A 13195-nucleotide genomic window follows, 5' to 3' on the forward strand; every position below is an offset into this window, starting at 1 on the left:
TTGTACTTAAAACCATTGCTTCTGAATTAGCTCCCTCTTATGATCCGAACCGGATCGATTCTTTTAGCACGCTGAGAGGGAAAATAGCCTGCGATAAAGGTGGATACCAAAGCAAAAGAGATTCCGATCACATAGTACCACGGATTATAATTGATCGGATAGGTGGTTATAGTGGGTAAGGCTTCAGTTTCAAACGCAGCCTGATCGATCAACCTTGACAGCAGGTAACCGATCATGAGTCCGATCACTCCGCCTATTACCCCGATGATCATAGCCTGACTCATAAAGATCAGTTGCACATCGGTTCCGGAAAATCCGGTAGCCTTAAGAATTGCGATATCCTTCATCTTTTCATAAATAAGCATATTCAGGATATTGTAGATTCCGAACCCGGCAACGATTAAAAGCGTTACCGAAACAGCATAGGTGATCAGATTCCGGATGGAAGATCCGGTCTCGAACTGTGCATTCGCTTCATTCAGGTCAGTGGCTTTTACGTTGAATTGCTTTTCCAGCTTTTGTGCCATTTCGGGAGCCAGGGTAAGATCGTTCAATTTGATGTTGATATCGGTAATATAGTTTTGAGCCTCCCCCAGGATGCGCTGTACAGTCTTTATATTCGCAAAGCTTTGAATATTGTCGATATCGGAAATACCACTTTGATACAGGCCGACGATTTTTAATGGAAAAATATTTCCATCAACTGTTGAGATCTGTACACGGTCACCCGGTTTTAAAGACATCTTCTTCGCTAACCCAGCTCCCAGTAAAATACCATTGTCGTTATTCATCAGGTCGGTGTAGGTGCCTTCTACGATATAATCGGCCATATTGGAAAGTCGTACTTCTTCTTCAATATTCACTCCGGTTAAATTCCCACCAAGTTCGATGGATCCGGAGAGATAGAAGATCTGTGTTCTTACCTGAGCGGTGGCTCCTTTTACCTTGTTATCCTTATTCAGGTAGGTTAAAACAGGGAGCGCATTATGTATCTTTTTCTGGCTTTGTTTCGGTTTTATGGAATGTACGATATTCCATGCCTCTGAGAATTCGTCATATATGGAAACTGGTTGGGAGGCGGAAGGCTCGATCTCGTTATAAATATGAATATGTGGGGTCTGGTTTAGAATGAGATCATCCAGCATTTGATTCAATCCGGTCATAAAACTGACCAGTGTAATATAGGCTCCAATTCCGAAGGTCACTCCCAAAGCAGCTGTAACAGTAGATTTCATCTTTGTAAGAAGATGTGTTTTTGCAATGCCGAGTAAGACCTTCCAGTTGATCATCATTCCGGTTTTAACAGAGGAGTCGATCGGTCAATGCCTTCTAGAATCTCGACATATTCCAGATCCTGAAGACCGGTTTTAACCTCGATGAATCCATTTTTCGTGTTAACCCGATCACCACTGAGGAGATAGTTCTTAGGAATCGTCAGAACATCTTGCTTAACAGCGATCAGTATGTTGGCTTCTCCCGATAATCCGGGATACAGTACTTCAGGTGGATCGGCAAATCGCGCTTCCACCGTAAAAGTCTGAGAACGTTCGTCTTTCTGTGGATATATTTTTGTAACATTTGCTTCAAAGACCTTGTTCTTATATGCATCAAGATCGACAAGTACTCTTTGTCCAATTGTGATACTTACAATATCAACTTCATCTATGAGCATTTCAATGATAAAGGTATCAGCATTACCAACAGTTCCCAGCGGTTCCTGAACACTAACCTTTTCACCAGAATTTTTGAATAAAGCGTAAACCTTACCATTGATCTTACTGGTCACGGTAAAGTCTTTATTTGCTATGCGTGCGGTTTTGAGATTGTTTTCAGCTTGTTTCAGATTGGTTTCCAATTCCAGTTTGATCCGTTCATATTTGCCATACAGTAATTCCAGAGAATTTGAAGACAGGTCATAAGCGAGTTTTCTCGTATCCAGTTCGATCTTCGAACCGATCTGCCTGCTCCAAAGATTCTTCTGCCGGAAGTAGTTGATAGAGTCGTTGAGATACTTCAATCGTGCAGCGCGTATCTCATCCTGTAATTCATCGAGTACTGCAGCTCTTCCTTCGTAATTCTCTCTGGCGAGTTTCAACGCCAGCGTGGCATTTTCGGCATTGAGCTTTGGTGTATTGTTGATGATCTGTATCAGAGAATCTCCCTTTTGAACGAGATCACCTTCTTCTACATAATTATGATCGAGGATACCGCCAACAGCAGCAAATAACTGATACAGGCTATCCGGTTGGATGGTCACCGAGGAGTACACCGATTCCGTGATGGTTCTGACTTCAGGGTATACAGCATCATTGTCTCGGTTACACGAAATAAAGACCAATAAAAGGATTACATACCTCATAATCACGTAATTATTGACAAGTTAAATTTCCGGTTTAACCTTCATTTTAAAAATGATAATTATCACTGTCTGCAGCTGATAATAATAGGTTTTCAGGAATAATTCAGCTTGTTACGCACCCGGTAAGGTATTGGGTCCCTTTTAAATTATTGCTGGGTTATTTTTTCTTTACGAATTTGGTGAGGATCACGATATATTGACCTTCAACCCTTCCTTCGATATGCTCGGCATTATCATGAACCAGTGATATTCTGTGTACTGCCGTACCGCGTTTGGCGGTAAAATTGGCACCTTTTACATCGAGATCCTTGATCAGTACTACCGTGTCTCCATTTTCCAGAAGATTACCATTACTGTCTTTATGAATGACTGCTTCACTATCGCCGGAAGTTTCCGTTGCTTTTGCCCATTTCATCGCGTCTTCATCGAGATACATCATATCCAGCAGATCCTGTGGCCATCCTTCTGATCTCAACTGATTCAACATCCTCCAGGATACGATCTGAACCGGTAAATACTCATTCCACATACTTTCATTTAGACAGCGCCAGTGATTACTATCACGTTTTTCGGGGTCTTCTATCTGCTCTTTACAGGTCTTACAAATAAGTATGGAGGAATCTTCATCAAATTCTTCGTGAGGAGGTACACTATATACCTGCAGCGCTTCCTCTGCATTACATAGTTCACATTTGTTGTTTGCTCGTGCTCTTAATTTATTTTCAACAAGGGTCATGGAATGATTTTAGATCGTAAAAATACGATTTTTAAAATTTTTAAAGCGCCTGAAAGTAATGGATGTCACTGCTATTTTAAAGGATTTACCACATCTATGGATCCTTCGTCCGGGATCAGACCATTTACCGATTCCCTGATCACCTTGTTTAGTTCCTGCAACAATTGTTTTCGCACAAAATCTTTGTGAGTAAGAAGTCCGATCGACCGGACAGGGACGGGGGATTCAAAGGCTACCAGATCAGATCGGTCTGTTTCGGGCAGATCCAGTGCCGCCAAATAGGGTAGAATGGTGATTCCTTTATTTCCTTTAGTAAAGCGGAGGAGACTATCCATAGATCCGGATTCAAATTCAAAGTTCAGATCATTTTTGGGAGAAAGATTTGATCTTTCACAAATATGATAGACTTGTGTGCGAAGGCAATGACCTTCCTGAAGCAGCCATAATTTCGAGTAATCGAGTTCGGTGACTGCTATTTTTCGCTTTGCATTACCCTCTTTACAATCATATATCAGGAAAGGCTCCGTATAGAGTTCCTGCTCCACCAGTTCATGATCTCCGATGGGGATCGCGAGAATGCCTACATCCAGATTACGGTCTTTAAGATCTTTTTGTATCTGAGCGGTTGGAATCTCTTTAACGATGGTCTTTACTTTTGGAAATCTTTTAGCAAATTCCGGAAGGAATCGTGGTAACAGATAGGGAGCTATAGTCGAAATGATGCCGATCCTTAGTTCACCTACCATTTCGTCTTTTAATTCCTGAACCATATTTCCAAGCTGCTCGATCTCGTTCTGAATGATACGTAATCGGCTAATGATATGTTGACCTTCCGGTGTTATGGAAACCGGTTTCGTTCTTCTGTTGAAAATTTTTATGCCGATCTCACTCTCGAATCGTCCGATCATCGTACTCAGGGTGGACTGCGTTACAAAACACCTATCTGCCGCATTCTCAAAATTTTTCGAGTCCACCACGGCAAGGACATATTGAAATTGCTGAATGTTCATAACGGCAAAAGTAATTAATTATTCACAATGTCAATGTTATCATAGATAATATCGTTTTTATAAATAAAATCAAGGTTCTATGTTTGCGCCCGAATTAAAAAAACACTTATGGATCTGCAGGTATCATCTTTCTAAAATCGGGGAGTGTACAAGGTTTATAGGGCTTTTAAAAATCAAATAATCACATACTTATGAGAAACAATCTACTATCGGGGGTAGCTTCTATGCTACTGATAGTTGCGTGTAACAAACCATCCACGGAATCAGGTAATGAAAGCGGAGGTTGTCCTTTTGGATTTGATAAAGGACACAAAAAAGAACAGGTATCAGTCATAAAATCGAATGATGATTGGTGGCCGAACAAGCTAAACGTTGATGTACTGGCTCAGAATTCAGCGTTAAAGGATCCGATGGATGAAGGGTTCAATTACGGGGAAGAATTCGAACAACTGGATTACTTTCAACTTAAAAAAGATATCGAAGCGGTACTGACCAATTCTCAGGATTGGTGGCCGGCCGATTATGGGCACTACGGACCTTTATTCATACGTATGGCATGGCACAGTGCAGGAACGTATCGTACCGGAGACGGCCGTGGCGGAACCAGAATGGGAATCCAGCGTTTTGCACCCCAAAACAGCTGGCCTGATAACGCCAACCTCGATAAAGCAAGAAGATTATTATGGCCGATTAAACAAAAATACGGGAAGCAGATCTCCTGGGCAGATCTTATGATCCTTACCGGAAATGTAGCCCTGGAATCAATGGGATTCCAGACTTTAGGTTTCTCAGGAGGAAGAGCCGATGTGTGGGAGCCACAGGAAGATATTTACTGGGGACCTGAAGCTGAATGGCTTGAGTCAAGAAGATTGAATGAAGATGGAGAGCTGGATCTCGATATAGAAAATCCACTGGCTGCCGTACAAATGGGACTCATTTACGTGAATCCTGAAGGCCCTAACGGTGTGCCTGATCCGGTTGCTTCCGCTAAGAACATACGCATCTCTTTTGGTAGGATGGGAATGAATGATGAAGAGACCGTTGCCCTGATCGCAGGGGGACATACTTTTGGGAAGACCCATGGTGCAGGATCGGCCGACAATGTAGGTGCTTCTCCGGAAGCAGCAGGTATTGAAGAACAGGGATTGGGCTGGAAAAGTTCCTATAAATCCGGAAAAGGAAAGGATGCAATCACCTCCGGACTTGAAGTAATCTGGACACCTACCCCTACACGATACAGTTATGCGTTTCTGAATACCCTGTTTAGCTACGAGTGGGAACTTACCAAAAGTCCTGCCGGAGCTCATCAATGGGTTGCTAAAGATGCCGGTGAGATCTTCCCGGATGCATTTGATGAGAACAAACGTCACAGACCTACCATGCTTACCTCGGATCTGGCTTTGAGATTTGATCCTGAGTATAACAAAGTGTGCAAGGCATTCTTAGAAAATCCAAAATCTTTTGATGAGGCTTTTGCCAGAGCATGGTTCAAACTTACCCACAGAGATATGGGGCCTAAGACAACCTATATGGGGCCGGAAGTTCCTGAGCAGGAATTTATCTGGCAGGATCCGATACCGGTTCGTGATCATGAGCTTGTGACTAAGAATGATATCGATCGTCTGAAGAAGGAGATTTTGAATTCAGGGATACCGCAAAACCAATTGATCAAAACCGCCTGGGCTTCTGCATCTTCATACCGTGGATCTGACCGAAGAGGGGGGGCAAATGGAGCACGTATCAGACTGGAACCTCAAATCAACTGGGAATGTAACAATCCGAAACAATTGAAGGAAGTATTGTCGGTTTACGAAAAGATACAAAATGATTTCAATGCTAATTCCGGTAATAAAAAGGTCTCTATAGCCGACCTTATCGTACTTGGGGGTAATGCAGCCGTAGAGCAGGCGGCGAACGCTGCAGGTGTATCCGTGGAAGTTCCACTCAATCCCGGAAGAATGGATGCCACTCAGGAACAAACCGATATCCATTCATTTGCGGTTTTGGAACCTATGGCAGACGGATTCAGAAATTATCAGAAGAAGCATTATACGCTTACTACCGAAGAGTTGCTCATCGATAAAGCGCAATTGCTCACCCTGACCGCTCCGGAGATGACCGTTCTGGTTGGAGGAATGCGTGCACTAAATGCGAATTTCGATGATTCCGATACGGGAATACTTACGACAACACCCAGCGTATTGAACAATACATTCTTTATCAATCTTCTGGATATGGGAACTGAATGGACTCCTGTTTCTGAATCAGAACTCGAGTTTGCCGGTACAGTCAGAGGAACGGAAGACGTACGCTGGAAAGCTAGCAGAGCTGATCTGATCTTTGGATCCAATTCTGAATTAAGAGCGATCGCAGAGGTCTATGCCAGTGATGATGCCAAAGAAAAATTCGTCAAGGATTTTGTCGCTGCATGGACTAAGGTGATGAACCTGGATCGATTTGATCTGAACTAATATGGAAAAACAGGGTTTTCCCTGATTATTGATGCAATTCATTTCAGATGGCGGTTTGATGGAACTATTCCTTCAGATCGCCATTTTGTTATAAGTTCAACGTCAAATACAGCGTTCGTCTTTACGCTGTTGTGGTATGCGGAAAAAGTTTTTTTCTATATTCAGAGGGTGTCAGTCCGGTATGACCTTTAAATACGCGATTGAAGGAAGTCTTGCTGCTAAAACCTGCTTCGTATGCTATCGCCAGAATCTTATAGTCATGGTATTCCGGTTCTTGCATAATCCTTTGAGCTTCGTTAACCCTGTAAAGATTGACCAGCTGATAGAAATTCTGATCGAAACATAGCCTTAATACTTCGGAGAGATGCTGTTTGCTGATCGCAAGTGTCAAGGCAAGTTCAGATTGATTAAATTCAAATTGAAGATAAGGTTTCTCCTTCTCAAGGTGATCAAGAATCATCTGCATATATTTTTTTCGGTCTTCTTCAGTTAGTGATGAGTTCTTATAAGGAGCACTTTTTGTGGTGTCAGTACTTTTTTTGGCGGCAAGTTCGGTTAGTCTGGTCTTCAGTGCTTTATTTTGATCATTTAGCAGAGCATAGGATTCTTGGAATTTTTCGCGATCTGCCTCCAGATTTTTTTTCTTTCGGATAAAAAAGAACAACATGCCACCCAATATAAGAATGGATATGCTTCCACCAGCAAGGATTTTACTCTTACGGTCGTCAAGTAACGATAGATGGTCAAGTGCAGCTTCGATCTGTTTTTTATCAACAGCTGCGTCATGTTCTTTATCCAGTAAAGCCGCTCTGGATTCTTCCTTAAGCAGTTCTTTCATCAGGTCGGCATAATATTCCTGCTCCCTGTGAGCCTGCTCAAAATCGCCTAATTGTTCATAAGCTTTCGCCAGATGTCGGTGACCTTCTTTCTCCAGTTTGACATCGTGCCGTTCCCGGGATAAGTTCAATACCTCTTTTAAATAAGGAATGGCTTTTTCAGGTATATTCTTTTTAACATAAGACATACCCAAATTTAAAAGGGTCACAGGTCTTGGACTCAGATCATGAAGGCTTGAATACTGTAGAGATTCTTCTCCAACACTGATAACTTCATCCCATTTTTCCTGTTGAAAAAAAGAATAGCCGATATTATCAAGGGCAGTGCTTACGCCTTGCGTACTTTGCAGGTCAACGGCCAGATCTTTCATCTGATACAGGTATTTGAGAGCCGTATCATATTCTTCTTTTTTGGTATAGCTATTACCCAGGCCGTTGAGGGCCGCCAGTTCAATGAGTCCCGATACTTCATTTGCTTTGGCTAATGCCAGTACCTCGGTCATACAGCTAATTACTTTATCTGTATTATCGATCTGACTGTAAACACCTGCCAGGTTTACCAGGATATTGATCCTTGTTTTTTCCGGGTTCCTGCTTCGCTCATTGAGTTTTAAAGCCTTTTGATAAGCTATGAGAGATTTCTCGTATGCATCGGTGATATTAAAATAAATTCCCTGATTGATCGTCGCCTTGATCTCATATTCCAACAGATTGAAATCCTTAGCTATAACCAGAACTGTATCATTATATTTTTTAAAATTCTCGAAATCTGAGCGGTTATAGGAGGCTTTGGAACTATCGAGTAAGACGATACATTGCTGTTCGCTCAAATCTACATAAACGGTTTGCTTGTAATCTGATAGTTGCTGTTCCTGACCAAACGAAAGTCTGCATATGAGAACAGAAAAGATGAGAAAATGCTTGAAAAATGCATTTGCAATGCAGGTTAGGGATAACATTTTAAATACTGTTTCTTTACTTGACATTGGTTTGGGGTATAATTCAAAGTTACAGAATACCGATGCAATATTCACAGACAAATGTAAGGTCTTTACGACAAATCATAACAATATTCAACAGGTCTGTCTCTGGTTTTATCGGATAAAAAAGGTGCCACTCACTCAGATGGTACTTTTAAAATATTGGTGGTACCTATTATTGTACCCAAAATGCACCAAAGCATCCCGAATCTTTAAAACCATGAGAACCATCTTTGTCTGGCTAATTGTGCTATTGCCCGTTTATTTTACTACTGTTTCTGCACAGACTACAGCAATTCCGGATAGTAACTTTGAACAATTTCTGATCGCGGAAGGTTACGATACCAATGGGGCGAACGGGAATATACTCAACAGTGATGCAAGCGCCGTGACTGAACTGAACTTTACCCGGAATGATATTACCGATCTTACGGGTTTGGGTGCCTTTGTAAACTTGGTGAGTCTCAATCTTGCGGATAACCAGTTTACAACTGTTGATCTGAGCATTCTGACCAAACTGGAAAGGTTCTATTGTCGGGATAATCAGATTCTGACAACCCTCGATCTTTCAAAGAACCTCGCTTTGAGAATTCTTTCCATCAGTCGTAACGCCTTTAATAATACCAGTTACAGCAGACCAATTACCGAACTTGATCTGTCTGCAAATATTAACTTGGTGGATCTTTTAGTGGAAAAATCGGAAAATCTCACCAAGGTTACCTTTCCGGTAACGAGTACGCTGAAATATATCGATTTTTATAACCTCGCGTTACAGACCATCGATCTGAGTCAGCTTGACGGGTTAGAAGATTTTTCGATCGATACGAATACGGGTTCTTCCAACCTGATCATGCCCATCGTTAAGAACGTCCTGAAAAAGGTAAGTATTCAGTCGATCAATGTTAACAGTTTTGATATTATCGCTGAATATACAGCTCTTGAATCACTACGTCTCGTGTATACCTGGATCGGGAGTCTTAAATTACCAGCTACTGACACATTCAAAACTCTTGTAGTCGTACGTCATAGTTTTACGACTCCATTATCCTTCGATCTGGTTCCGAATCTTGAGCATTTGGAGATCAGAGATACCAAGGAAGTTCCCCTGGAGATCGATATTACTTCTAATCTGAAGCTGCGATCATTGATTTTATGGAACAATAAAATGAATGCTATTGATGTCACTCAGAATAAAGCACTAAGTTATTTGACATTGACCAATAATAACCTTACTGAACTCGATGTGACTCAAAACAGTATGTTAACCTGGCTGAATGCAAACAGTAATAAACTTACGGACCTTGATATAACAAATTGTGTTTTATTGGAAAAGCTGGAAGTTAGAAGCAATCAATTAACAGGAAATGAACTTATTCAACAATACTATAACATACGTAAGAATGATAACGGACTTGGACGAAGTTACTGGCTGAATCTCGATAATAATTATATGTCTGGCCTTGTTCCTGATTTTTCAACCTTGGTAGTTCCCGGTGAAACCAGTGGATTTGTACTGACTTTTGCATATAATAAATTTGAATTCGGCGATATTGAAGATACTCATTTACAGCATTTGGGAATGCGCCAGAATGGGGAGATCAGTTCGTATTCGTATGATTATGCATCGCAGCGAAAGGTAGATGAGGAGGAAGATCTGGTAATGAATACAGGAGAATCAGTGATTTTATCAACTACCGTGAGTGGGAAACAAAACCATTATAAATGGTTTAAGGATGGGGTTGTTATTCCTGATGTACCAGATTCACCCGATCTGGAACTTACCGGACTGACAACCTGTAATGAAGGTGTATACCATTGCGAAATAACAAGTGATCTGATGCCATTTGAAAATGCAGAAAGAGCAGGGTATAATGGGCAAAATCTCTTGTTGGTCAGGAATGACATCACTTTAAAAATTAATGCAGCTGCGCTGGAATGTGTTTCATTGACTTATCCGTTAAATGGAGCAACAGCTATTCCGACCGATACCGATTTGTCCTGGGAAAACAATACCGGAGCTTGTGGTTTCAGGATCAGTGTAGGTACAACTCCCGGCGGAAATGATCTTATCGACAATGAAGATGTCGGTATGGTGACCACGTATAGTCCTGCTACTTTGTTTGCAGAGAATACCACGATATACGTTCGGATCACTCCTTATGATGCTTCAGGAGATCTTACAGGTTGTTCTGAAGATAGTTTTACAACGGTATCAGGTTTAACCCTCCCGGAATGTACCTCGTTAGCCATACCCACCAGTGCATCAGATGTCTCAGTCAGCACCGGATTGCAGTGGAATAACAGTACTACCGCGGAGGGGTATTACCTGAGTGTGGGGACTACATCCGGTGGGACTGACCTTGTAAATCATCAGGATGTTGGCGCTGTAACCGCTTATAGTTTTGATGCCGATCTTCCGGAGAATACGATGATCTATGTTCGCATCATCCCATATAATGCCGCGGGTGAAGCTACGGGTTGTATCGAAGAAAGCTTTACCACAGAAACCTTACTGACGATACCGGATTGTGTATCGCTTGTACAACCGCTGAGCGGAGGGATGAATGTTGCCGTCAACACCGGATTGCAGTGGAATAACAGTACTACCGCAGAGGGGTATTACCTGAGTGTGGGGACTACATCCGGTGGGACTGACCTTGTAAATCATCAGGATGTTGGTGCAGTAACCGCTTATAGTTTTAATGCCGATCTTCCGGAGAATACGATGATCTATGTTCGCATCATCCCATATAATGCCGCGGGTGAAGCGACGGGTTGTATCGAAGAAAGCTTTACCACAGAAACCTTACTGACGATACCGGATTGTGTATCGCTTGTACAACCGCTGAGCGGAGCTACGGATATTTCTGTAAACACCTTGTTTCAATGGACCGGGGCCAGAAATGCGGAGGGGTATCGAATACGTATTGGAACCTTTTCCGGAGGAGCGGATATTCTTAATGATACAGATGTAGGAGACCATGCATATTATCAACCAAGCGTCTCCCTTCCGGAAAGCACTACGATCTATGTGAAGATCATCCCCTATAATTTAGCAGGTGCCGCAGAAGACTGTATGGAAGTCAGCTTTACAACAGAATCTTTGCTTTCAATACCACATTGCGTTACGCTTGTATCGCCGTTAAATGGAGCCAATGAAGTACATCCTAATGTGAGACTTCGGTGGAGTAGTAGTATGCATGCTACAGGATATCGATTAAGCGCAGGGACCAGCTCCGGTGGAACAGATATCGTTACTAATGAAGACGTAGGTAATGTGACCGAATTTACATTTATCTCCCAATTGCCGGAAGACCGCAGAATCTATATCAATATCACACCTTACAATGCTGCCGGTGAAGCTGTTAATTGCGATGAATCTTATTTCAATACCGGGAAAGTTTACCCTGATGAATCCACGAAATACGGTATTTCGGCAAATGGGGACGGCATAAATGATTACTGGAAGATCGTTGGTCTGGAAATGTATCCTCATAATATGGTTTCGATTTATAATCGATGGGGGGAGCTTGTTTTTGAAATCAAGGGCTATGACAATGATTCCAAAGTATTCAATGGGGAAGCAAATCGGTTAACCGGACTAGGAGGCGGCAAATTACCGGAAGGAACCTATTTCTATAATATTACGATAGATGAACCTCATAATATTACGGATCTCAAGGGATTTATTGTATTAAAACGTTAGTATGAAAGACTTGAAAACAATACTTCAACAAGTAGAAAAAAAAACATCAAAGTATCAAAGCCCGATATCGGTAATTGCTTTACTCTTGATTTTACTTGTAACAGTGCGTGTCACGGCTCAGCAAACACCGGTCTTTTCAGAATACACCTATAATGCCATGATCCTGAATCCTGCACATGCCGGGTTGTATTCGGAAGCGGAATTGGTTTTGTCTGGCTCAGGGTTCGGTACCTCCATAGAAGGGAGTCCGCAAACCCAGACGGTAACCTATAACACATCCCTGAATCGTGGTAAGATGGGACTGGGGGGTGGTTTTATGGCAGACAGGATCGGCGTCTCAAGTGCATCAAAATTCTTTGCCTCCTATTCCTATAAATTACGCTTTGGTCATGACTATGATCAACCCCGGTGGTTTGGGCTTAATCCGCAGGTCTTATCTTTTGGGATCACGGCAGGAGTACTTTCTTATAGTGAAGATCTGATGGAACTGGGAATGCAGAATGATATTGAGTTTGCTGAGAATTTACAGACTACCGTTCCTGTGATCGGTATAGGATTTCTCTTTAATAGGCGAAATCTCTATGCGGGTATCTCAGTGCCTAATATATTAGGAAATTCATGGTCGGGAGAGAAAGGAATAAACCTGAGTACGCCGTACTATGCATACTTTGGATTACGGATTTTTACAGATTCGATGGAGGAGTTCATGATCAAACCCAATACACTCATCAAATATGAAGAGGGAAGTCCTTTTCAGGTAGATATTAACGTACTGTTGAGTTATAGACAGCGAATTGAAGCGGGTATTGGCTACCGGAGCTCTTCCATGTTTAATTTTTTGGCAGGATTTTATGCTTTTGATAATTTGAGATTCAGCTATTCTTATAACTACCGGACTAATAATTCACCGATAACCAATGTGCACGGACTCTCCCTGAGTTTTCGCTTCGGCAGGGGATATTCCGGGCAAACACTATAATAGCTTGAAGCAGAAATCAAAACTCACCACTCAATTCTCAATTCTATTCCCTCCCAATTCTCTGACCCCGGCCCTAAAGGGTGGAACTGGAAGGGAAAACCAATCTAAAGTCTTCCCT

General features: G+C 42.0%; 8 protein-coding genes. 3 read left to right on the forward strand and 5 right to left on the reverse strand.

From position 1 onward, the window contains the following. Positions 1 to 26 precede the first annotated feature (26 nt). From DMZ48_RS18385 to DMZ48_RS18400, 4 genes are all read right to left on the reverse strand, one after another. Positions 27 to 1289 (reverse strand): ABC transporter permease, encoded by a 1263-nt coding sequence (locus DMZ48_RS18385; RefSeq protein ID WP_143956652.1) that lies wholly within the window; start codon positions 1287 to 1289, stop codon positions 27 to 29. After that, a complete protein-coding gene (locus tag DMZ48_RS18390) occupies positions 1289 to 2359 on the reverse strand; it encodes an efflux RND transporter periplasmic adaptor subunit (RefSeq protein ID WP_143956643.1) in 1071 nt (356 codons plus the stop codon). Before DMZ48_RS18390 ends, DMZ48_RS18385 begins: the two co-directional genes overlap by 1 nt. Before the next feature lie 157 nt (positions 2360 to 2516). After that, positions 2517 to 3095, reverse strand: a complete 579-nt coding sequence (locus DMZ48_RS18395) for a PhnA domain-containing protein (RefSeq protein ID WP_143956644.1) — start codon at positions 3093 to 3095, stop codon at positions 2517 to 2519. 71 nt (positions 3096 to 3166) lie between these two features. Then, complete coding sequence (locus DMZ48_RS18400; protein WP_143956645.1) at positions 3167 to 4105, reverse strand: hydrogen peroxide-inducible genes activator; 939 nt, start codon at positions 4103 to 4105, stop codon at positions 3167 to 3169. A gap of 224 nt (positions 4106 to 4329) precedes the next feature. Between DMZ48_RS18400 and katG the strand changes: the two genes are divergently transcribed. After that, positions 4330 to 6576 (forward strand): catalase/peroxidase HPI, encoded by a 2247-nt coding sequence (katG, locus tag DMZ48_RS18405; protein WP_422395446.1) that lies wholly within the window; start codon positions 4330 to 4332, stop codon positions 6574 to 6576. 121 nt (positions 6577 to 6697) lie between these two features. On the opposite strand, the gene DMZ48_RS18410 is transcribed toward katG, so the two are convergent. Next, entirely contained in the window at positions 6698 to 8398 is a 1701-nt protein-coding gene (locus DMZ48_RS18410; protein WP_143956647.1) for an AraC family transcriptional regulator, read from the reverse strand. 214 nt (positions 8399 to 8612) lie between these two features. Between DMZ48_RS18410 and DMZ48_RS18415 the strand changes: the two genes are divergently transcribed. After that, positions 8613 to 12098, forward strand: a complete 3486-nt coding sequence (locus DMZ48_RS18415; protein WP_162558761.1) for a T9SS type B sorting domain-containing protein — start codon at positions 8613 to 8615, stop codon at positions 12096 to 12098. Position 12099: 1 nt separating this feature from the next. Beyond that, positions 12100 to 13077 (forward strand): PorP/SprF family type IX secretion system membrane protein, encoded by a 978-nt coding sequence (locus DMZ48_RS18420; protein ID WP_143956649.1) that lies wholly within the window; start codon positions 12100 to 12102, stop codon positions 13075 to 13077. The last annotated feature ends 118 nt before the right edge of the window (positions 13078 to 13195 follow it).

It is taken from the genome of Robertkochia solimangrovi (assembly GCF_007279655.1).
GTDB classification, from domain to species: domain Bacteria; phylum Bacteroidota; class Bacteroidia; order Flavobacteriales; family Flavobacteriaceae; genus Robertkochia; species Robertkochia solimangrovi.

Excerpts from the sequence above, each read along its gene's own strand:
- DMZ48_RS18410 (WP_143956647.1), bottom strand. The coding sequence starts at position 8,398 with ATGTCAAGTAAAGAAACAGTATTTAAAATGTTATCCCTAACCTGCATT.
- katG (WP_422395446.1), top strand. The coding sequence starts at position 4,330 with ATGCTACTGATAGTTGCGTGTAACAAACCATCCACGGAATCAGGTAAT.
- DMZ48_RS18390 (WP_143956643.1), bottom strand. The coding sequence starts at position 2,359 with ATGAGGTATGTAATCCTTTTATTGGTCTTTATTTCGTGTAACCGAGAC.
- DMZ48_RS18395 (WP_143956644.1), bottom strand. The coding sequence starts at position 3,095 with ATGACCCTTGTTGAAAATAAATTAAGAGCACGAGCAAACAACAAATGT.
- DMZ48_RS18415 (WP_162558761.1), top strand. The coding sequence starts at position 8,613 with ATGAGAACCATCTTTGTCTGGCTAATTGTGCTATTGCCCGTTTATTTT.
- DMZ48_RS18385 (WP_143956652.1), bottom strand. The coding sequence starts at position 1,289 with ATGATCAACTGGAAGGTCTTACTCGGCATTGCAAAAACACATCTTCTT.
- DMZ48_RS18420 (WP_143956649.1), top strand. The coding sequence starts at position 12,100 with ATGAAAGACTTGAAAACAATACTTCAACAAGTAGAAAAAAAAACATCA.
- DMZ48_RS18400 (WP_143956645.1), bottom strand. The coding sequence starts at position 4,105 with ATGAACATTCAGCAATTTCAATATGTCCTTGCCGTGGTGGACTCGAAA.